The organism is uncultured Negativibacillus sp., from assembly GCF_944388365.1.
Lineage (GTDB): Bacteria > Bacillota > Clostridia > Oscillospirales > Ruminococcaceae > Negativibacillus.
Map to the genome: position 1 here is coordinate 1 of NZ_CALXIN010000027.1, position 22,924 is coordinate 22,924.

Annotated in this window: 15 protein-coding genes; 5 read left to right on the forward strand and 10 right to left on the reverse strand. The window is 50.5% G+C overall.

All coding sequences use genetic code 11. The features are described 5' to 3' along the window. Nucleotides 1-34: 34 nt before the first annotated feature. The 7 genes from gltA to prfB form a co-directional block, all read right to left on the reverse strand. Nucleotides 35-1,429: an NADPH-dependent glutamate synthase gene (gene gltA, locus Q0L39_RS05575; protein WP_296627406.1), complete on the reverse strand. Its 1,395-nt coding sequence runs from the start codon at nucleotides 1,427-1,429 to the stop codon at nucleotides 35-37. Next, nucleotides 1,422-2,261 (reverse strand): sulfide/dihydroorotate dehydrogenase-like FAD/NAD-binding protein, encoded by an 840-nt coding sequence (locus Q0L39_RS05580; RefSeq protein ID WP_296627408.1) that lies wholly within the window; start codon nucleotides 2,259-2,261, stop codon nucleotides 1,422-1,424. The genes gltA and Q0L39_RS05580 overlap by 8 nt, the downstream gene beginning before the upstream one ends. A 965-nt stretch (nucleotides 2,262-3,226) precedes the next feature. Further along, entirely contained in the window at nucleotides 3,227-6,730 is a 3,504-nt protein-coding gene (locus tag Q0L39_RS05585; protein ID WP_296627409.1) for an N-acetylmuramoyl-L-alanine amidase, read from the reverse strand. Between the two features lie 51 nt (nucleotides 6,731-6,781). Then, complete coding sequence (locus Q0L39_RS05590) at nucleotides 6,782-8,137, reverse strand: family 10 glycosylhydrolase (protein WP_296627411.1); 1,356 nt, start codon at nucleotides 8,135-8,137, stop codon at nucleotides 6,782-6,784. 415 nt (nucleotides 8,138-8,552) lie between these two features. Beyond that, the gene (locus tag Q0L39_RS05595; RefSeq protein ID WP_296627412.1) at nucleotides 8,553-13,865 is read right to left on the reverse strand and encodes a hypothetical protein; all 5,313 of its coding nucleotides are present in this window, start codon (nucleotides 13,863-13,865) and stop codon (nucleotides 8,553-8,555) included. A gap of 392 nt (nucleotides 13,866-14,257) precedes the next feature. Further along, on the reverse strand, nucleotides 14,258-14,854 hold the full coding sequence (locus tag Q0L39_RS05600; protein WP_296627414.1) for a histidine phosphatase family protein: 597 nt from the start codon (nucleotides 14,852-14,854) through the stop codon (nucleotides 14,258-14,260). A gap of 15 nt (nucleotides 14,855-14,869) precedes the next feature. Then, nucleotides 14,870-16,006 (reverse strand): peptide chain release factor 2, encoded by a 1,137-nt coding sequence (gene prfB / locus Q0L39_RS05605; RefSeq protein WP_296627416.1) that lies wholly within the window; start codon nucleotides 16,004-16,006, stop codon nucleotides 14,870-14,872. Nucleotides 16,007-16,348: 342 nt separating this feature from the next. On the opposite strand from prfB, the gene Q0L39_RS05610 reads away from it, so the two are divergent. The 5 genes from Q0L39_RS05610 (at nucleotide 16,349) to Q0L39_RS05630 (ending at nucleotide 19,618) form a co-directional block, all read left to right on the forward strand. Then, a complete protein-coding gene (locus Q0L39_RS05610; RefSeq protein ID WP_296627417.1) occupies nucleotides 16,349-17,335 on the forward strand; it encodes an RING finger protein in 987 nt (328 codons plus the stop codon). Nucleotides 17,336-17,562: 227 nt separating this feature from the next. Next, nucleotides 17,563-17,859 (forward strand): 30S ribosomal protein S6, encoded by a 297-nt coding sequence (gene rpsF / locus Q0L39_RS05615; protein ID WP_296627419.1) that lies wholly within the window; start codon nucleotides 17,563-17,565, stop codon nucleotides 17,857-17,859. Between the two features lie 10 nt (nucleotides 17,860-17,869). Further along, complete coding sequence (locus Q0L39_RS05620; RefSeq protein ID WP_296627421.1) at nucleotides 17,870-18,364, forward strand: single-stranded DNA-binding protein; 495 nt, start codon at nucleotides 17,870-17,872, stop codon at nucleotides 18,362-18,364. A gap of 55 nt (nucleotides 18,365-18,419) precedes the next feature. Next, nucleotides 18,420-18,671, forward strand: coding sequence for a 30S ribosomal protein S18 (gene rpsR, locus Q0L39_RS05625; RefSeq protein WP_022132474.1), 252 nt, complete (start codon nucleotides 18,420-18,422; stop codon nucleotides 18,669-18,671). A 74-nt stretch (nucleotides 18,672-18,745) separates the two neighbouring features. Next, nucleotides 18,746-19,618, forward strand: coding sequence for a GNAT family N-acetyltransferase (locus Q0L39_RS05630; protein ID WP_296627425.1), 873 nt, complete (start codon nucleotides 18,746-18,748; stop codon nucleotides 19,616-19,618). Here the strand turns inward: Q0L39_RS05630 and Q0L39_RS05635 are convergent. From Q0L39_RS05635 to Q0L39_RS05645, 3 genes are all read right to left on the reverse strand, one after another. After that, nucleotides 19,554-19,928, reverse strand: a complete 375-nt coding sequence (locus Q0L39_RS05635; protein ID WP_296627427.1) for a hypothetical protein — start codon at nucleotides 19,926-19,928, stop codon at nucleotides 19,554-19,556. The two genes, Q0L39_RS05630 and Q0L39_RS05635, sit on opposite strands and share 65 nt — an antisense overlap. Nucleotides 19,929-19,933: 5 nt before the next feature. After that, entirely contained in the window at nucleotides 19,934-20,206 is a 273-nt protein-coding gene (locus Q0L39_RS05640) for a hypothetical protein (protein WP_296627429.1), read from the reverse strand. Nucleotides 20,207-20,319: 113 nt separating this feature from the next. Then, nucleotides 20,320-22,206: a serine hydrolase domain-containing protein gene (locus Q0L39_RS05645; protein WP_296627430.1), complete on the reverse strand. Its 1,887-nt coding sequence runs from the start codon at nucleotides 22,204-22,206 to the stop codon at nucleotides 20,320-20,322. Nucleotides 22,207-22,924: the final 718 nt, after the last annotated feature.

Consider the following 22,924-nt stretch of genomic DNA (forward strand, 5'->3'; position numbering starts at 1 on the left):
AACGTTTGCTCGGAGCCTTTTATCAGAATCAAAACTATTTGTTTTTGTTCTGGATGTACTCGTCAATGGAAGCAGCAGCGGTCTTACCAGCGCCCATTGCCAGGATTACGGTAGCAGCACCTGTTACAGCATCGCCGCCAGCGTAAACGCCTTCACGGGTGGTAGCCATGTGCTCGTCAGCAATCAGACAGCCATGTTTGTTAGCTTCCAGACCCTCGGTGGTGGTTCTGATCAGTGGGTTTGGAGAAGTACCCAGGGACATGATAACGGTATCAACTGGGATCTCGTAGTTGGAGCCTTCTACTGGAATTGGACGGCGACGACCGGAAGCGTCTGGCTCACCCAGTTCCATCTTGATGCATTCGATTGCTCTGACGTTGCCGTTTTCGTCGCCCAGGATCTTCACTGGGTTGGTCTGCAGAACAAACTCGATGCCCTCTTCTTTTGCATGATGTACTTCTTCTTTACGAGCTGGCAGCTCAGCCTCAGAACGTCTGTAGATGATGTAAACGTGCTCAGCACCCAGTCTCATTGCGCTTCTTGCAGCGTCCATTGCAACGTTACCACCGCCAACAACTGCAACTGCTTTACCTTTGCGGATTGGAGTATCGTACTCATCCAGGTAAGCTTTCATCAGGTTGATTCTGGTCAGGAATTCGTTAGCGGAAGATACGCCAACCAGGTCCTCGCCTTCGATGCCCATGAACATTGGCAGACCAGCACCGGAACCTACAAATACAGCCTCAAAGCCCATGTCGTTCATCAGTTCATCGATAGAGAGAACTTTACCGATAACCATGTCGGTCATGACTTTAACGCCCATTTTCTCCAGACCTTCAACTTCCTTCTGAACGATTGCTTTTGGAAGTCTGAACTCAGGAATACCGTAAACCAGAACGCCGCCTGCTTTGTGGAAAGCTTCGAAGATGGTTACTTCGTAGCCTTTCTTAGCAAGGTCGCCAGCACAGGTCAGACCTGCAGGGCCAGCACCGATAACTGCAACTTTGTGACCGTTGGAAACTGGTTTCTCAGCCTCGTGTTTGCCGTTCTTCATATCCCAGTCAGCAGCAAATCTTTCCAGACGACCGATTGCAACTGGCTCGCCTTTGATACCGCGAACACATTTTGCTTCACACTGAGTTTCCTGTGGGCATACACGGCCGCATACTGCTGGCAGTGCGCTGGTTTCTTTGATTGCTGCACAAGCATCAGCAAACTTGCCCTGAGCAATCAGGCTGATGAATTTTGGAATCTGAACGTTTACTGGACAACCGCTGACACATGGCATGTGTTTGCAGTTGAGGCAGCGCTGAGCTTCCTCTACAGCCATTTCTTCTGTATATCCGTAAGAAACCTCTTCGAAGTTTCTAGCTCTTACTTTTGGATCCTGCTCCGGCATAGGGAGTTTTGTCATGCACATATTAGGCATTGTAAGCACCTCTCAGTCTGCAATGTTCGCTGTCATGCTGTTCCTGTTCTCTGTTTGTTGCGTTACGTTTCATCAGCTCGTCAAAGTTGACCTGATGTCCGTCGAAGTCAGGACCATCAACACAAGCAAATTTGATCTGACCACCAACATTGACACGGCAGCCGCCGCACATGCCGGTACCATCGATCATGATTGGGTTGAGCGAAACGATGGTTTTGATTGCTTTTGGTCTGGTAACTTCGGAAACAAACTTCATCATTGGAACTGGGCCGATAGCGATAACTGCATCGTACTCTCTGCCCTCGTCGATGAGCTGCTGGAGTTTAACGGTTACAAAGCCTTTTTCGCCGTAGGTGCCGTCATCGGTCATTACATAGAGGTTGTCTGCAACTGCGCGCATCTCGTCCTCGATGATAACGATGTCCTTGGAACGGAAACCAGCGATCATATCAACATGAGCACCCATTGCATGCAGTGCTTTTGCCTGTGGATACGCGATTGCACAGCCAACGCCGCCGCCGATAACACAGACGTTTTTGAGTCCTTCCAGATGAGTTGGGATACCCAGAGGGCCTACAACGTCCAGCAGAGCGTCGCCAACTTCCATAGCGCCGAGCATCTTGGTGGAACGGCCAACCATCTGAACGATCAGAGTGATGGTACCTTTTTCTCTGTCATAATCTGCAACGGTCAGAGGAACGCGCTCGCCCTGCTCGTCGATGCGGAAGATGATAAACTGACCTGGGAGAACTTTTTTAGCGATAAACGGAGCTTCTACTTCTACGAGAACAACTGCTTCGTTCAACAGCTTTTTGTTTACGATTTTATACACTTGCAATCTCACCTCTCGAAAATTTTCGACATACGCAGACAGAAAACGCCACCTGAATTCATGGCTGCGTTTCCTGTTTTGCCCAAATGAACTACTATGTCTTACACAGCATCTTTTCGGGAAAGACACTATGTCCCCACGAAATAGTTTAACGTTATCTTGTTATTTTGTCAACAATCATTTCCTATAAGAAAAAGCGGCAAATCTTCCCTTTTTTTTCACAACTTGTCCCTTTTTTGTTTTTCCAGCGGCTTCATTTAGAATTATAGCTAAAAAACTCACTCTTATCCTATCTCTCAAAAACATTTTAGAGGGAAATATTGACATGTTGGGACAAGAATTATTTTCTTTCTTTATCTATTTTATCATTTGTGCAATTTTCAGTTTCTGATTACAGAATGAAAAAAGGGGATGACTTACGATCCCCTTCGCACTCTCGTGCGCCAGCGCTCAAACTACTATTCTGTGCTGTTCGTTTTTTATTTTAAAAGTATACTGGAATTGTTTCGGCCGTGGATACAAAAAAGGGGATGACATATGTCATCCCCTTCGCACTCTCGTGCGGCAGCGCTGAAACTGCTATTCTGCGCTGTTCGTTTTATTTTGAAAAGTAATACAAGGCTATTTCGTCCTCGAGTACAAGAAAAAGGGGATGACATCTGTCATCCCCTTCGCACTCTTGTGCGACAGCGCTGAATCTGCTATTCTGCGCTGTTCGTTTTTATTTTAAAAGTATACTGGAATTGTTTCGGCCGCGAGCACAAGAAAAAGGGGATGACTTACGTCATCCCCTTCGCACTCTCGTGCGGCAGCGCTGAAACTGCTATTCTGCGCTATTCGTTTTATTTTAAAAAAGAATACAGGGCTGTTTCGTCCGCTGCGGCGGACGACCAATCTTTTCTTTGCTAAAAGAAAAGATTGGATCAAAAGAAAAGTGTTTTTTCTCCTGAAAGTGTTCCTTTATTCTAGCTGACGGTGACCGAGATGGTGCCGCCCTGATCGCCCGCTACGACGGTGATCTTACAGCTTCCCTTTCCAACCGCCGTCACCACGCCGTTCTTGTCGATGGTCACGACATTTTTATTGCTGGTCGTATACTTCTTCGGTACCGAGCTATCGCCGGTCAGTTTGACGCCCAGCTGTTTGGTGTCACCGACCTCCATATCCAGCTTCTTATCCTCTGGATCGGTAAAGATAAGGTATTTTACCACGCCATCGCCGGTCGGTGCCGCTGTGCTGGATACCACTGTCTCACTGACTGGTCCAGAGCTTGTCTGCGAGCTGGAGCTGCTGCTGGAACTGCTTTCCGAGCTGCCGGTCGACGAACTGCTGGAAGAAGAATTGCTGCTGGAGTTGCTGGTCGAGGAGCTACCGGAAGAGCTGGAAACACCCAGCGACGAGCCAGGTCCATTGGAAGCATCCAATGCAACACCTGTGCTCTGTACGCCGGTACGTCCGGCATATTCCAGACCGCTGCGCTCAAAGTATTCCTCCACTGCATCCGCAATTTCTTCTCCTACGCTCTGCTGGTAGGAATCCTTCTGCATCTTGGAATATTCGGTGCTGTTGGTCAGGAATCCAATCTCCGCCAATACACCGACAAACTGCGGGTCACGTGTGACGTAAAAGACCTCATACTTCGCACCACGGTCCTGTGTGGAAAGTCCATCCGAGCTTGCGCTGGACACTTTCGCTGCCAGGTTCTTGGAGAATGGATAGAAGTAGTAACATTCCGAACCTGCGGCAGCTGCATTTGTCTCCGAGGAGTTTGCGTGGATACACAGGAACAATGTCGCATCAAAGTTTTTGGCCTGCGACAGACGGCTGTCCAGCGAGGTCGTGGTGTTGTAGGTATCCAGCAGCTCGACCTCTGCGCCTTTTGCCTCCAACGCACTTGCAATCGCCTGAGACATCTCCCAGTTGATTCTCTTTTCCGGCCAGTTCGGGTCGATGTCGTCTGCTACGCCTGGGTCCGAGCCGCCATGACCTGGGTCTACCACGATGCGTGCTCCATCAATGCTGGTCGGATTGTTGAACCGCAAAACAATGTTGCCGTTTTCATGGTAGCCTTTATAGCCCAGGAAGCCGTTGTCGCTGAGCAGGCTGAGTTCCAGCGTCGAGCCGTTCCAGCTTGCCTGCGAGAACAGTGGGTTCTGGCTGAGCGAAAGATCTCCTGGTGTACTGACAGTGTTCTGGAATTCAAATTTGATCTTTCCGGTCTGATATTCCGGCAGATAGGACACCGGATAATCCGACTTGAGGATAACGTAGGTAAAGTCACTGGTTGCCTTGACCGTCATATTACTGATGGTATTATTTTTAATCGAAATACCGCCGGTCACTGCCTGTACATCGTCACAGTAAACACGTCTGCCCGATGCCAGTTTGTAATAATAGCGGTAGGTGCTTCCATCCTTGATGCTGATTTTGTCACCGACGACATAATCCATCGTAGCGTATGGCATCGGGTAGCAGGTAATATCCGGATAGATGGAATTTTTAGTCACTGGGAAGGTCAGTGCCTGTTCGGACACCACCTGTACCAGGGTACCGTCACCGATCGCCTTGTCCGCCGAAGTGGACAGTGCCGGTTTCTGGTAGCTGGTCACATAGCTGCTGCCCGAATTGCTCGAACTGGACGAGCTGGAACTGTTCGATGAACTGGAAGAGCTCGAACTGCTGAACGATCCCCACTGGAAAATGACATTTGCGCCGGTCAGTGTGTTGGTCTGTCCGTTGAGAGAAGCGGTAACAACGATACTTCCCATATCCGTTGCAGATACCTCTGCAGCCGACACTTCGTAGTCAACGGCAAATACACTGTATCCGCTGAATCCGGATTTCTGGGAGGTCTTGGTCATCTGCATCGTTTCTCCGTTGAAGGTAGCAGAAACCGACGCCTCCGAGCGCGCGATTGCTGTGATTTCGATGGTGTCACCGTCTGCAACGCTGCGGGTACCTACCGGTTCCATATCCTCCAGCAGATCGCCGCCGGCAAACTGGTCATTCAGCTCGCTGTAAACACCGCTTTCTTCCTCCTGCTGCTCTTGGGTCACCTCGGCAGAAACGGTATCCTGTACCTGATATTCTGTCGGTTCTTCTTCAGCAAGTCCCATTTCCTCAGAATACTGCTGTCCATCCAGCTGAGAGAGGTCTTCAGAGGCTACGGTGGTATTCTCCGTCTGTCCGGAAGTTTCCTGCGCAGTATAGGTGTCTGCTGTATCGGTGTCTGCTTCAGGCGACTGTTCCCATGCCTGTGTCAGATGATAGCAGGTATAGTTTGGATCATTGAAAAGTCCCTGCAGAGAATCAAAGACGCTGCCGGAAAATGCGGTCTCCTGCTGGGCAGTCTGCCACTGGTTGGCAAGCTCCTTGTTGCCTCCCCAGCCATCCTGCCAGGTTGCTGCAAGCGAAGAAGCATGTCCCATATAAGCGGTCACTGTCTGACCCTGCAGCTGCTGGTTCCACCAGTCGGCTACCGTTTCAAACGGCAGTGTTTCGCTTGTCATAGAGCTGTAATTTTTGATAACCACAAAGTCACAGATTCCATTCTGAATCATGCTCTTGGTGTCTGCGTGGTCGGAGACAAGCGATGTCTGTGTATAATTCAGCTCGATACCGCCTTCTGCCTGATCGCTGGTTGCCCAGACTGGGTCCACTGCCAGTCCCACCGGAAGCTGTGCGTTTGCCGATTTGACTGCATCCACAGCGCTTTCCACCATCAGTTCGGTGCACTGGTTCATATAGCTGTCCATGCTGATATTCTGTCCGGAACGGCTGTATTGATCGTAGCTATAGGTAGTTTCGGGATTCTGATAGCCATCCAGCAGGATGCCGTCCAGTTTTCCCTCCTGTACCAGCGTTTTCAGCTGGTTCGCAATCTGGTCAAGCACCTGTGCATTGACCGAATTTTGCTGCACCATTGTTCCATCCTGCATTGCCAGCCAGGAAAGGTCGTAGATTCCATAGAGCGCCAAGCCCTGTTCATGTGCATCATTGTACAGGGTATCCAGCACATCAAAGGAAACCAGCGGACAGCTCGACTGCCACAGCGTTCCTTCACTGCTGTTGAGCTCAACAAAGATGGTGTCCAGACCCAGATCAGCTGCATCCTGCATCATCATAGCGATTTCCTCGGTAGTCTGCTCCTCATCAATTTCGCTGACATAAGGGTTGTCCAGCGCGGTCATAAACTCCCGACCTGGCTGCACCTGAGCTGCCTTCATCTGCTGTGGCAGCTGTACAGGCTCCGCCTGTGCCTGCATTGTCTGCACCTGCGGCGTCTGCTCTTTTTGTTCCTCAACCGTCTGCTGCACAGCTGCCTGTGCCGCCAGCTCTTCCTTCTGCTGGCGGGCCGCTGTCTGCCGCAGGATCACCACTGCAAATATGGTGACCAGGGTAATCACTGCCATGATTCCCGCCAGCGACCCGATGATCGTTTTCTCCTTGCGTTGATTTTCTTTTGTCACGGCTCTTGCCTCCCGTTTTTGTCCTGTTTTTTGCTCTGCGACATTTTTAAGTTACAGAACATCCTTCAGATTGTTAACTTCCTGTTTGACGTCATTTTTGACATCGGACTGCGGACAAAAAACAGAGTCATAGCGGAACAGCGAAAAGCCCTGATAATTTTCTGACTCTCTGGCTGTTTCTACCATGCGAGCGAGTAGGTTATCATTGTTTGCCCACTCCCACTTTCCGTTGCCGGCATAAGTATCCTCCAGACCGATTTTGTATGGGGCAAGACCGACATACAGCTTGACGTCGTTGGTGGTCTGCTGATCCCACGCTTTTACCGTCTCTGCATATGGGCAGGTGCTGTTTTGGAAGCCGAAGTAGATCTGCGGGCAGATGTAGTCGATATAGCCGTCCTCGGTCAGCCATTCCTCGACATCAATAAACTGATTGTTATAGTTGTTGTCCATATTTCCCTGAGGACTGATTCCGAATACAACGTCCTCGTCGATCTCTTTGATGGCAGCATAAACTGCTTTGACCAGATCGTTGACATTCTGTCTTCTCCAGTCGGCCTGGCCCAGGGTTCCGCCTGCCGAACGGTAGGACTGATAAGAGGCCTTATCAAATGCCATATCGGTGGTCGGATAGAAATAGTCGTCAAAGTGGATGCCGTCCACGTCGTAATTCTCTACAATTTCTTTGACGCCGTCCACAATCAGCTGCTGTGCTTTTTTGCTGGCAGGATTGTAGGTGATCGCTCCGTTGTACTGGATTGCATCGCCGGTCTTGAGCATCGCATTGGCCGGATTGCTGGCGCTCATCTCACGGGTGTTGGCTCCGTTGCGCACACGGTAAGGATTGATCCATGCCTCCAGACGCATGCCGCGCGCATGTGCCTGCTCCACCATGATTTCCAGCGGATCAAAGCCAGGGTCCTTGCCTTCGGCGCCTGCTGCCAGATAGGACCATGGGAACAGTTCGGACTCATAGAGAGCATCGCTGAACGGTCTGACCTGCGCAATCACTGTGTTGAGTCCCAGTGCCTGCATGTTGTCAAAGGCAGTCTCAATGTTTTTGGTAAACTGCTTCTCACCCACGCTCTGATCGCCGCTGGCCAGAAGCATTGCCTTCAGATCCAGATAGGACAGCCAGATTGCGCGTACCTCCTCGGTCTCCTCCTGCTTTTGTGTCGTCTGTGTGGACTTTGTTGTCTGTCTGAGTGCCATCGGTGTGGTCAGGCTGCCGGATGCGGATGGATTTTCCATCACATAATCTTTCTGAACATCAACCGCATTGTTGACAACCCACAGCTGAGACTGGTTATTTTCTGCCGAAGAGGATTCTTCGGCAGCACAGCCTGCAGCAGAAAAAGCAAGCATTGCCGCCATCAGCAGCGCGATCATTCTTTTACCATGTGCCATATACATCTCTCCTAAAATAAGAAAATTAGACCAATGTTTTTCTGACGGCAGCGATATTGATTTCACTATATGCAGCCGGCACAGAAAGTCATTCGTCGATTTTTGTCGTTTTGTCATCTTCTCAAATGTCCACCTGGTACACAGAACAGGCCGTATAGTTTAAGAATAGCATAATTTTTTTCAGATGACAAACTTTTTCACAAAAAAGAGCCAAAAAATTGTAACAAATATTTCGAATCTTTCGTTTTTTGTTCCTTTTTGCACACAATTCCATAGATACTGGTGCTTTTTTCGCGGGAGATTGTTGCATTGTCTTTTTATTTTTATCAATTTGTCATAAAAATACAACAAAAAAAGCAGGAGGCATTTGAGCATGCCTCCTGCTTTTCAAAAGGGGAACGAATGAGGAATCGGTCTATTCTTCGGTTGGCTGTGGATCAGACGAGGTCGGTGTCTGGGTGGACGCATCCTGAACCGGTGGATCGGTCTGGGTGGAGGCGTCCTCCTTGTTTTCGGAAGCAGGCTGTGCAGCAGCACTTGCATCGGTTACCTTAAAAACATAGGTAACCGGCTGGCTTTCGTTGCCTGCGGCATCCACTGTCTTGAGTACAACGGTGTGTTTGCCCGCTTTCAAAGTCAATTTCATCGTCTGATCGGTGAGGGTAGTAAATTCCTTTGCATCGTCCAGCTTCATCTTGACGCTGACAGGACTTTGTCCCTCGGCTGCCTTCTGATAGCTGACGGTAAAGGTTGCCTTGGTGTCGGTGTCGTAAATTCCTTTTCCTGTCTGTGCATTGTTCTTGTCACCTTTCATCAGCTTCGGAGCGGCAGGAGCGGTGGTATCTACCTTTGTGATAACCACCGATACCGGTGTGGCTGCATTGCCTGCCTTGTCGCTGGCGGAGATGACATAGGTGCCGTTCTGGTCAGCAGTAAAGGAATAACCTTTTTCGCTCTCAACACAATTCACTGCTGTGCCGTCGCGGGTCACGCTGACCGATGGTGCAACACCGCTGTTTTCATCGTTGACCACGAAGGTGACAGTATGCGCTTTCTTCCATGCGGAGTTGTCGCTGGTGGTCTGGATCGTCGGTGCAATCTTGTCGATGCCGGTGACCGGAACGGTCTGGTTTGTGCTGTTGCCTGCATTGTCAACGGCAGTGATGATGTAATCACCATTGTCGGTGACACTGGCAACATAGACACCGTTGCTGTTCGGGGTCATCACATTGCCTGCAAAGGTGACCGACGCAACGCCGCTGCCCTGTGTTCCATCCACCAGATCGGTGACGGTCCAGGTAATTTCCGCTCCGGTCTTGTTTTCATTGAAGCTGACCTGAGGCGCTGCAATGATTGGAGCGGACAGATCCAGTCCGGTGACAACAACATTTGCCTGTGCGGTCAATCCCGCCGCATTGGTGACGGTAACCGTATAGGTGGTGTTGTCGGTGACGGTGAGCTGATAGCTGCCGTCGGACTGTGGGATCGCCTGCACGCCGTTCTGATCGGCAACAGAGGTGATGGCAGCGCCGCCATTGTCATTGACAATCAGCTTGACAGTGCCGGTCTTGCCGTTGACATTCACCGGTTCAGCGGTGATCGACGGCGCAATGTTTGCCTTGATACTGTCGATGGTGACGGTATAGGTGGAAGTCTTGCCCGACTCATCGGTGGCTGTCAGAGTATATTTGCCGTTTTCGGTCGCAGTCAGGGTGTAAGCGTTGTCCGAACCGGTCAAAGCGCCCTTATCGCTTGTCAGCTTGACGGCTGCACTCGGATCATCAGGATCGGTGACGGTGATTGCAACGGTCGCTGCATTGGCAGCGGCATTGGTGGTCGGTTCGCCGGTCTGGATGGTCGGTGGGAGCTGATCCTTCTGAATACCGGTGACGGTCAGTTCCACTTTGGACTCGGTTCCATTTTCCGCCGCAAAGGTGACGGTGTAGGTGCCATTTTCGGTGGCACTGAACAGATAGATGGTTTCCGACTGCTTTGTGACGGTTGCGCCGGTCGCATTGACTGTTGGTTCTTTCAGCTCGCCGCCGTGCGCGTCCACAGTGATGGTGGTTTCTGCTTTCTGCTGATCTGTGCTGTCCAGATTGGTTGCATGAGCTGTCACCGTCGGCTGCTGGAGCAAGGTGACCGTTGCTTTTTGTTGGGCGGTATTGCCCGCCTCATCGGTTGCAACAATGGTATACTCGCCGGCGGTCAAACCGGTCTTTTCGTAGGTGTTGCCGCTTGATGCAGTGAGAACTTCGTCATTCAACTTGACTTCCTTCAGATTCTCGTCAACAACGGTAAACTTGAGGGTTCCGTTGCTGCTTTCGATGACTTGGATGTCCGGCTCGGCTCTGTCAATGTTGGTGACTTCCTTCTTCTCTGTTGTTGTCGCCTTGACAACATCGTTTTCTACAACAGAGGCGGTGATGTTGTAGGTGCCGTTTGCGGTGAGCAGTACCGAGTAGTTGGTCTGTACACCGAGCGCATTGGCTGCCGGCTGCTGTTTGCCCTGTGCATCGGTGACGCTGACATGCAGCGACTGATTTTCACCCAGGGTCGCATTTATCTTAAAGCTGAGGGTTTTGGATTTGGTCATTGTGTTTTCATCGGATACAGTTACATCGCTGATCGAAACAGCAGGCTCGATCGGCTGAGTTGGTGTTTCGACGTTGATAATCTGCGAGACGCTCTCGTTGCCTGCGTTATCCACGGCGGTGATGGTGTACTTTTTACCCTCGGTGGCAGTAAAGGTATAGGTGCCGTTGGAGCCGCTGACCACGATGCTGTCCGACTTATCTTCCTCAACAGCTTTGATCGTCTGGATGCCGGACGTGGTGTCGGTCGCTGTGACGGTGACCAGGCGTGTTGCAGAGCCTTCGGCCTTGTCAGCGATGAAAAACTTGCTGATGGTCGGTATGGTCTTGTCGAGTTTGACAGTCACTTTCTCTGTCTGGGTATTATTGGAAGTGTCCGTCGCAGTGATGGTATAGGTAATATTGCCCTCCTGCGCCGCTGTAAAGGTGTAGGTGCCGTCGGAGGCCTGGCTGAGTGTCATCGGCGGATCGACGCTGACCGTCTTGATGCCTACATTGTCGCTGACGACAAAGGAAACATTCTGCGCTTCCCGATACCATTTATCCTCCGGTTTAATCTTGAAAGTGATAACCGGATTTTCGGTATCCGGCTGGGTCTGACCCGAAAGAGCAAAGGAGCCGGAGAGCTGGATGTTGCCTGCGTGGTCGACTGCCTCTACCCTGTAATCACCGGCAGTCTGCGCTGTAAAGGTATACCTGCCGCCTGAGTAGGTTGGATAATAGGCGGTATTATTCTTATCGAGGATGCGTACGGTGTTGATTCCCGACAGCGCATCGGATACAGCAAAGGTCAGAGTGTTGCCCGTATTGGATTTTACATCGATCACGGGTTTGGTCTTGTCGATACGGACGGTGTAAATGCTGGTCGCCACACTGTCGCCGCCGGTGCCGCGGGTAAAGAAGTAGTAGTCCTTCTCGCCTTCAGCGGTGATGGTCAGTGTGCCGTTTGGAAGTTCACGGCGGGTACCCCATTGGCTGGAGCTGCCGCCTGCCGGACGTTCATAGGAGTAAGCAGTGCGGTTGGAACTGTAACCGGTCAGGATAAACTTGATGTCCTGATTGGTCCAGCTTCCGTTTGGATAGCTGCTGCCATTTGGATAGTTCATATAGACGGTCGGCGCCGAAATGGTGTCGCCGTAGACGTCGACACGGAATGCGGTAGTCGCAGAGGTATAGCCTCGGCGGGAAGCAACCACCGTGATGGTTGCGCTGCCTGGGCTGACCGCTTCAATAATCAGTGCATCGTCGCCGCTGACACGAACCTTGGCAATCTTTTCATTATTGCTGACTGCCTTCAGCGAGGTGCCGTCGGTTCTGACATTGACCACACGTTGACTGCCCTTGTTCATAATCTGGCTGTCGATCCGGTTGATGGAAACGGAATCGCTGCCGGAGGATGGCTCGCGGACAGTTACCTTGAAGCTGGTCGTTTTGGACGTATAACCGGTGCGGGAAGCGGTCACTTTGACCGTTGTTGTACCGGATGCCTTGGCGCGGATGCGCAGCTGGAAACCGTCGGTGGTGACATCCGCCACATTGGTGTTGGAATTGGTGACGCTGATCCGGCTGGCATTGGTGTTGACCGTGATATAGCGGGTGTTTCCTTTGTCCATTGTCTGATTGGAAATGCCGCTCAGCTGGATGCTGGTCGAACCACTCTCTTTAACGATAATATTAAACGAAATGGTGCTGCTGGTATAACCCGACCGCGAGGAGGTGATCTTGATGGTCGCCTTGCCTGCTTTGAGGCCGGTCATGGTGATTCTGCTCTTGGAGGTGCTGTAGGTCACCTTGGCAACCGACGGATTGTTGGTGGTCACCCGAAGCGAACTGCCGTTGTGGTCGATCGCAACAATGTGGGTATCTCCGATGTTGAGATACTGGTCGCTGATATCGTGCAGTGTGACCTTTTTGTCATCAGTGGAGGAACCGGAGCTGCGTCTGGACGGTGTCGCATAACCCTTGCCGGTCTGGATATACAGTGGCTTGGTATCATAGTAGACGCCGTTGCTGTTGCAGTACAGACGGTTGATCTGTCCGTTGCCGTACAGCTCGGTCGGCGCATAGGTGTAGACATAGTTGATAATGGTGTTGCCGTCATAGACAACATCGCAGGCGGTGTTGGTGCGCAGCTTGTTGAGATTTAAGTTGCGCAGTGTCAGCGAACTGCCCTTGGCGGCATCGACGGTGACATCGCGGAAACCAACACTGCTGGTAAACAGTCCGCCTTCCTCCAGAACAGCGCTGCTCTTGACATTGACCGCATTGACCGCTGTATCACGGGAAGCAAACACTCTGGAAATATCTTTGTTGTCGATGGTCAGCGCACCTGCGTTGACGTCATACAGTTTGACCCAGTCCGAACCGTCGGTCAGACGGATGGTTCCCTGCACATCGACATTTTTGAGTGTCACTGTGCCGGATGGCACATCAATGTACAGATTTCCGGTGAAGGTCTTGTTGCTGATGGTCACATTTCCGGCGTCGATGTAGCCGTTTTTGTAAACCTTGGATTCGCTGTAGCTGCCCGACTTGTTAAAGCGTGCGCTGACATAGCTTTTGCCCGATACCGGCTTTGGTGCGCCGGAGGTTGTCTGCGCAATCAGCTTGTTGTCACTGGTCGAGGTTGGCTTTGCGCCCACTGGCTCATAGACCACACTGGTGTTTTTTTCCGGTTTGGTCACACTTTCCGGTGTCTGCGCGGAGGTGGTAACATTGCTGCTCTGTGTTGTCGAAGCAGTTGTCTTGTTGCCACTGGTCTGCGACGAAGTGGATGTCGGTTTGCTGCCGCTGGTCTGCGACGAGGTTTGACTGTACTGGCCCTGTTTATCGCCGGAAGCCGTCTGAGCGGACGCCGTCGAGCCCGTCTCCGGTTTTGTATCGGAGGTTGTCTGTGGCTCCTCGGTCACCGCTCCAACCTCTTCGGTGTCCTCAAGGTTGGGATCGACCTGCGCTTCGGTTTCAGGGCCGTCCTCCTCTACCAGTTCCTCCTGGTTTGGTTCCGGCACTGCCAGGACGACTTCTTCGCTGGCCTGTTCCTGCTCGCGAGGCTGAGACGGCCAGAAAAAGATGACCGCCAGTACCGCCGCTACCAGAATCAGCGACAGCACAACTGCGCCTATTCTGAAAAGCATTTTGTTGTCCTTCTTAGCTTCCATAAATGATGCTCCTTTCTTCCTTGAAGCAGAGCTTCTCCTAAACCTCTGTAAGGTAATTCAGGTCTGTTTTATCTGTGAAAGATTTTTTCCCCTCTACCAATAAGACGATTGTGGCAAATGATTCGTTACACTTTCTTCCCTCTTTTTTTGCGATATTTTTGCCATTATTTCCATCTTTTGGCCTCTCAGTTCTTTAGTGTCCTACAAACGAAAAATTATTGCAGTTTTCTTTTCCTTAAAATGTAAAAGTTTCCTGACCGCTTTTATTTGTTTTGCACAAATCCGCTTTCTGAAAGCAGAAGGACGACCCACAAAGACAAACAGGAGGAGCATCCTTTGCTGTACAAAGGATGCTCCTCCTGTTGTTATCATTGTTCGCAGAGATGTTCCCTGCCGTTTTCGATCCAGAACAGATCCTGTCTGCCACGATAGGTCGTGCCTTCAAAGTTTAGGCGCACCACCCATGGCATCCAGCTTTTGATTCGGTTAAAATCGTCAAACCCAAAATGGCTGTCGTAGTGGTTTAAAATGGTGCTGGTGCAGGTCCCGTGTCCGCCGATGACCAGCGTCTGATTTGGGTAATCGGTCAGCAGCTTTTGCAGAGCTGTGACAGCACGCTGCTGCACTTCGCGCAAGTTTTCTCCACCCGACACCTTATAGGAAAAATCCTCCCACTGACGTTTTGCATAGCTATGGAAATCCTCCAGCCAAACGCCGATGGTGCGCTCATGAAAATCCTCTATAAATTGTGTGAGCAATCCCAAGCGGAGACCCAGCGGTTCGACAGTATCTCTGGCACGCGGAAAAGGACTGGAAAAGATGGCATCAATCGGCTTCTCCGCCAGAAAGTCGCATACCCTTTGAGCGTCCTTTCTGCCCTGTTCAGTCAGCGGCGCCTGTTCGGTGTCGTCGCAGTGGGCACTGTAATCGGGCTGTGCATGGCGCACCAGATAAAGGGTTGTCATTCGATCTTCTCCTCCTTATGCCTGCAGTTCTCCCTGCGAAGCAGCTTTGAGGTATTCGTTGATGAACTGGTCGATGTCGCCGTCCATCACTGCACTGATATTGCCGGTTTCACAGCCGGTGCGGTGGTCTTTGACCAGGGTATATGGCATAAATACATAGGAACGAATCTGAGAACCCCAGCCGATCTGCTGCTGTTCACCTTTGATGTCCTCAATGCGTTTGAGGTGTTCCTTCTCCTTGATCTGTGCAAGCTTTGCCTTGAGCATCTTCATGGCGACCTCACGGTTCTGGTGCTGGCTGCGCTCATTCTGGCAGGCAACGATGACACCGGTCGGAATGTGGGTGATACGGATCGCCGACTCGGTCTTGTTGACGTGCTGACCGCCTGCGCCGCCCGAACGGTAGGTGTCGATCTTCAGGTCGGCGGGGTTGGTTTCGATGTTGTTGTCGTCGTCGATCTCGGGCATCACCTCCAGCGAAGCAAAGGAGGTCTGTCTGCGTCCCGAAGCGTCAAACGGCGAGATGCGCACCAGACGGTGTACACCGTGCTCCGATTTCAAAAAGCCATAGGCATTGGTTCCGGTGATGAGGATGGACGCACTCTTGATACCCGCTTCCTCGCCGGCAAGATAGTCCAGCACCTTGACCTTGAAGTGATGGCGCTCGCTCCAACGCGCGTACATGCGGTAGAGCATCTGCACCCAGTCCTGTGCCTCGGTGCCGCCTGCTCCTGCATGGAAGGTCAGAATGGCATTGTTGGCATCAAACTCGCCGGTCAGCAGTGCCGACAGCTTTTCTTCCTCAATCTTCTGGTCGATCTCGCGGATGTTGGCGCGGATCTCCTGCAGGAAAGCTTCCTGCTCCTCCTCGCTGGAGAAGGTTTCCTCGCTTGCAAGCTCTACCATGGTCTGTGCATCCTCGTACATCCGCACCAGACTATCGTAGGAGCCTATCTTTTCGCTGAGCACTTTCTGCTCTTTGAGCACCTTCTTGGTGTTTTCCACATCGTTCCAGAAGTCCGGTTTGGCAGCCTCCTCATCCAGCTTCTTTTTCTCCGCTGCCAGACGGTCATATCCCAGTGCTTCGCGCAGATCATGAATGCGCGGCTGCTGGTTCTGAAGTTCCTGTTTTAAATCTTCAATCTGAAGCATCTTAGCTCCTCCTGTTATCTCATTTTTCAAAAACTCGCAATACAAACGCAGGACTTTTCTCAATCAAATGTCCAGTCCAATGAACCCTTGGTGTAAACTCACATTTCTATCTGATCTCCAATTTTGACAGATTCTTCTGCTGCGGGCAGTTTTTACCTTTAATTATATTAGAGCTGTCGGCATTTGTAAAGACTGTCCCCCATTTTGTGCGAATCTTTTAAATAAAAGATGAACCTTCCCTGGAAAAGATAGACTTTTTCTATATGGTATAGTATACTGAAATCGTAGATCGCAGGACGCAACATCCATTTGCCTGCCACTGAAGAAAGGTTGATTTTGAGTATGAATTATAAAGGAGTCTCCTGTCCTGTATGCAAACAGGAATTTAAGGAAGGGGACGACATTGTCGTCTGTCCTGTCTGCGGAGCACCACATCACCGTGCCTGCTACCATCAGCTCGGCCACTGTGCCCTGGAGCAGGAATTGCACGAACAGGGTCGTTCCTGGGAAAATCCCAACGACCAGCCGGTCCATCACCACACCGAGCTGCAGCCGGATGAAAACGGCAATATCATCTGCCCGAACTGCGGACTGTTCTGTAAAGAGGAGGACGAGGTCTGCCCTAACTGTCAGTTTCCGCTGAAGCAGCCGTCCGCCGCCTCCGGACAGGGACGTCAGGTGGTGCAGGGACTGGACGACCAGCTTCCTCCCAACGCATCGTTTGGCACCATGTTTGAGGCAATTTACGAAAACGATCAGATCGACAACATCCCTGCCAAGGATTTCATCTTCTTTGTCCGCCAGAATTACCTGTATTTTCTGCGGGCATTCAAGATCTTTTCCCAGCGCGCCAAGGCCAAAGTGTTTAACTGGGCTGCGTTTTTCCTCAATTTTGTCTACTTTTTCTACCGCAAAATGTATAAGATCGGCGCGCTGCTGCTGGCGTTCTATCTGATTTCCAACATTCCTTCGGTGATTCTGTCCTATCATATGGTACAGCAGACCATGGAAGACCCTATGCTGATGTATTCGCTGCAATTTGACTTTACCGGTCTGGAAACACTGTCGCTGCTTTCGCAGCTCTTTATGTATGTGCGCTTTGGTGTCGCATTATACTGCGGATTCACCGCCAACCGCCACTATTACAAGCATTGCCGGAAAAAGATCCAGCAGCTCAAAGGCATCTCTACCGGCAACAGCAGCAGCGAATATTACCAGACGCTTTCCTCCATCGGCGGTCCCAGCCTGATCAGCGCGCTGCTGGTGATTGCACTGGTGGTCGGTCTGGTCTTTTCCTCCAGCGCAATTATGGCATTTTTCCTCATGTAAAAAGCCATTTTGCAGTCTTTTTTCTGGTTGTTGTGACGTTTGCGCCAACTTTTTGCCCTGCCGCAGCAAGGCAGATTGTCCATTTCTACAAAGAAGGCAAAATGGCGCAAATTTCCTTGACAGAGTGACAAAATGCTGCTATAATTTTTAATGTTGCTGCACAAAGACAGCAAACCTTGCCCTGCATAACCGGCAGGGCCTTAAGTCCAAAAGGAGGTGCTTTTACAATGGCAAAGCTTAATGAAAATTATGAGACAATCATGATCTTCAACACCAAGAACGGTGATGACGCGATCAAGGCTCTGGTTGAAAAATTCACTGCACTGATCGAGAAACACGGTACTCTGGAAACAGTAGAAGAGTGGGGTAAACGCAGACTGGCATACCCAATCGAGGATGAAGTAGAGGGTTACTACGTATTCGCAACCTTCAACAGCAATCCTGAGTTCCCTGCTGAGCTTGACCGTAACTACAAAATTACCGACGGCGTTCTTCGTTCCCTGATCGTTAAGAAGGACAACTAGGAGGGACATCATGCTGAACCGTGTAATTCTTATGGGAAGACTCACCGCAGATCCTGAGCTGAAGAAAACAGCCTCGGACATTTCGGTCACTTCCTTCACGCTTGCTGTAGATCGCAACTATGGCAAGGGCGCGGACCGTCAGACCGACTTCATCAACTGTGTTGCTTGGCGTCAGACTGCGGAATTCATCAGCAGATATTTTTCCAAAGGCAGACTGATGGCTGTGGAAGGTTCCATTCAGGTTCGCAACTATGTGGACAAGAATGACAACAAACGTCAGGCTGTGGAAGTTTTGATTGACCAGGCATATTTTGCCGACAGCAAGAATTCCGCTCCTCATGCAGGTGTTCCGGACGACTTTGGTCCTCCGCCACCACCTTCCCGCTCTTATGCAGCTGCTCCTGCGGCTTCTTCCTATCAGCCAGCTCCTTCGATGGGTTATTCCAGCGGAGCTGCAGAGGATTTTGAGGAAGTCAGTGAAGATGAAGAAGATCTTCCATTCTAAAACCGAAACGGTTTTTGTATTTACAAATTTCTAAACTTTAAGGAGGTCAAGTTCCATGGAAAAAGAGAGAACCGAGAGAAACGACAGACGCAACAGAAAAAGCAGAAAAAAAGTTTGTGCGTTCTGCATGGATAAAATCGAAAACATCGATTACAAAGATGTTCCAAGACTGAAAAGATATCTGTCTGACAGAGCTAAGATCATTCCACGCCGTGTTACCGGCACCTGCGCTCGTCATCAGAGACAGCTGACTGTTGCTGTTAAACGTGCTCGTCACGTTGCTTTCCTGCCATACGTAGGAGACTAATCGAAACCTTAAAAACCCACAAGCTCCACTGGAGTTTGTGGGTTTTTTCTTCTATCTCAGAAAGGAAGAGATGTATGCTGCAATTTTTGCCCATCACGCCGGAGGACTATCCTGTCCTCACCCAAATCATGACGGCTGCCTTTGACGAAGATACCCGTCTGCACACCTCCCTGCTGCACGATGGTCCTCGCGGATACAACGACGGCACCCTCATCAAAAAGCTCCACGAAATCCCTGGCTACCTCACCGAAAAGGTCGTGCTGGACGGGAAAGTAATCGGCGGATACACTGTCTGCTATCAGCAGGAACGTTCCATTCTGGATCTGCTCTTTCTCTCTCCAGATGTTGGCGGTCAGGGCATCGGTACGCAGGTGTGGCAGCACATCGAACACCACTTTGCCGACACCCGATGCTGGGAGGTGGAGACCCCTTCCTACTCCAAGCGCAATCACTATTTCTATACAAAAAAATGCGGCTTTCATTTTGTGCGGGAAAAACAGTATTCCGACGACAGCAGTTCCTTTATCTTTGAGAAGGAAACCTTGCCGGTGCTGGACATCGCACAGATGATGAAAATGCAGCAGGAGCTCTGGCAGCTGCACAAGGACAGCTGGCCGCCGATGGAACCGGAATGCGGCCGCGACTTCATCCTGTGGATGATGGAGGAGGTCGGTGAGGTCATCAAGAAAAAGAGCAGCCGCGACATCATGGAGGATGCAGCGGTGCGCAGCCACTTTGTTGAGGAGTGCAGCGATGTGCTGATGTATTACTTCGACACCCTTCTGCGCTATCATATTACACCGCAGGAAATTTCCGAAGCCTACCTCCAAAAGCACCTTCGCAATATGGGACGGGATTTTGAAACAGAATACAGAAACAAATTTAAGCGTTCAGCTGTTGCAGGCAACGGTCTTCCAGAAGATAAAGGATCTCCGAGAGAAGATTAAAAAGATCAATCAGCCGCAGATTGTCCCATATCTGTCCGCTTCCTCCCTCCAGGCTCTGATGAGCAAAATTGTTGCGGATGCGGCGGCACTGTTCCAAGCGCTGAAACATCTGTGGATATTGCTGGCGGAAGGTATCCGCATCCATATCCAACAGCTGATAAAGCCAACTATATACCTTGGGATTTTTGACCGGCTGTGTTTGACAGAGCCATTTTCCCTCGCAAAACCAGTGGTAAACCTCCCGCAGCGTCCTTTCCAAAAAGGCATAGAGAGCATCACCAGATGTGCCACGGAGATGCAGGCTGCCCATTCCCACTATGCCTGCTGCTCTTCCATTCCCAACAACAGTTCTGTTCGGGTAAAAGGCGCCAGCCAGCACAACTCCTCCTCCGGACAGCTTTTGCTGTAGGAAAGCTGGGATTGTTTCTCCAAAAGCTCCTCCTGCACTGCCTGCGCCACCAGAAAACAATAATCGTTCAATGCACGCAGCTGATCGCCAAACTCAACAAAGGGGTATATATTTCCCTCATAAAGCTGGTAATCTGTCCGTTTACGCTTGACAAACTCCCCCTGTTTCATTTTGTACAAAAGCAAAGGCGCTGCTGTGCTCCAACCCTTGGAAAAATCCCTCCATACCTTTCCTCCCCTCTGATACGATAAGACCGTGAAGCAAAATCGCTTCACGGTCTTTTTTGCTGTGTTTAAATAAAGGAAATGTAGCCTTTCTCCACCGGTTTATAGTCCTTAGGGTTCTGGCTGTCGTAGACGGCTTCCATCTTTTCATTGAGGATCATCAGTCGTCTTCCCACTGGAACCTCTGGGAGGCTCTCCAGCCTGTCTGTCAGACGGTAGAGGTTGTTTTCCTGCGATACCGGCAGATCGGCAAACTGCTGGCCCTGGTAGTCCTCCAGTGCGCCTTCTTCCTTGTAGAGATACGAGCCGACATAGCAATATTCCACGCCGTCGCGCTCCTCAAAGCATGGGCAGAGCAGATCGCGGCTGCCGTTGGAAGGTGTCAGCAGGAATCCGTTGCCGCGGAACTCATCCTCCGGCGCAAAGGCTCCCTCGAAGTTGCCATAGATTTCTCCGTCCGGCACCGAACTGAACGACGCCACCAAAACGCCCTCCACACCGTCCAGCTTGCGGATAACAAAGCCGTTCATCATCTCTCCGCAGACGATGTCCTGCTCGGTCAGATCGACCGCCAGATACCGTTTGCCGATGCGCTGCTTCCATTGTTCCGAAAGTGCAGGATGATTTTCCGCTTTCATCGCCATCGGAACAACCTTTCCGCGGTTGGTGGTAAACAGATAGGTGCCCTGTGGTGTGCTGCGGAAGAAGAATTTCTCGCCGTTCTCCGCCACAAAGTTGGTACCGTCATATTTCAGATTTTTGTAAACAGCCACCCGTTCGCCCGAGGTATTGTCATTGGTGATGGTTAAGTCGGTACCAAAGAAATGTGTATGGTAAATCTGGCTTGGTACCAGGTAGATTCCATCAAATTGGTCGATCAGCTGCTGCGGAACCGGCTGATACTTCTGATAAATGCTGATTCCTTTTACTTCCTGCAGATAAACTGCAAACAAACGCAGAATTTCCAGACCCACATCCATCTTGCAATCGTGGGTTTCGCTGATGGTCAGGACAGCATGATACTTTGGAAGGATATATAACTTGCTGGTAAACTGGAAGCTGTTGCCGCCTTTGAGCTGCACCTGCTCTCCCAAGTCAAACTCAGGGTCCTCTACGCAGACATTATCCCAACCCAATCCATAACGGGTGCTGGCAGTGTCCTCCGGCAGGAAGGTTGCTCCCTGCATTTTGCGCATCTCCGCCTTGCTCTCCTCGCTGATGATCGAATTTTCGGTCAGGAAGAGGTTGCCGAATTTGCACAGGTCGGTCATGGTGGTGGTGAATCCGCCGCATCCCTGCAGGTAGAATTCTTCCTTCGGTTTGCCGCTTTCCTGTATCAGCGGATACTCTGGATTTAATGTGGTGGATACACGGGTCGAATGAGCGCCGATCGGCTCGGTGATGTACTGCTTGCAGAATTCACCAAAGCTCATGCCCGATACCTTTGCTACCAGCATTTCCGCCAGCGTAAAACCATCGTTGCAGTAGACCGAATAGGTTCCTGGATCTGCTTTCAGATAGCATTTTGCAAGGTAATTGTAGACCTCGTCATAATATTCCTGATTATCCGGCTGACCGACGTGGACCGCCGAAAAATGCTTCCACTGTGTTCCTGGCAGACCGCTGGCATGGTTTAAGCAATGGCGCACGGTAATCTGGCGGTACCTTGGGTCCAGCATGGTAAACTGAGGCAGATACTCGCAGATGGGGCGATCCAGCTCCACCTTGCCCTGCTCCACCAGCTTCATGACCGCCACGGTGCAGAAAATTTTGGAGATAGAACAAACGTTATAGGTGTGCTGCAGGGTCACCGGTCGTTTTTCCTTGCTTCCATCGGTACCCAGCGCATCCGCTGCTACAATTTCACCGTCGACCATGATCGCGTAAGAGACCGACGTATATTTTTTCGGCAGATTCAGTTTTAAGATTTCCGATAATCTTTGACGAATATCCATCCTGTTTCGCTCCCTTTTGTCGTCAATTTCAATTTTAAAATAGGACAGCAGCCCATTTTCGAAGGAAAGTTCCTCCCTTGTAGGGTAGCACAGATGAGATATTCTGTCAATCACAGTTGTCTGCATTCTCTATCCATCGTTGGAAAGAGGTAAACGGGAGATTGTTTCATCATTTCCTGAAAGGAGCGGCAGCCAATCTCAGGGAGACAGAACACAAAGCCTGTTTCTCAAGAGAACTTTAGTCGTCTCCTTTCAATCAGAACTTGGGAGACAGAACACAAAGCCTGTTTCTCAAAAAACTTTAACTGTCTCCTCGAATCCACCTCTTTCCTTTGGATTGAGAAAATCGGAAGAAGAAGATTCTACCCATCGCCATTTTCGGTATAAACTTGGGAGATTGGCAAAGCCAATCTCAGGGAGACAGCACGCAAAGCCAGTTCCTTAAGAAAACTTTAACTATTTATTTTCAACTAGAACTCGGGAGATTGGCGAAGCCAATCTCAGGGAGACAGAATACAATGCTAGTTTCTCAAAAAAGCTTTAACTGTCTCCTCGGTTCCATCGAATCCCTCTCTTTCCAACATAAAAAAATAAGAGGTATCCAAAATTTCTTTCCTTTGAATAGAGAAAATCGGAAAAAGATGATTCTACCCCTCACCTAAAAACAGTCCACCGGACTGTTTTTCCGCTCAAAATGCTTTTGAGCGTCGGTTCATTC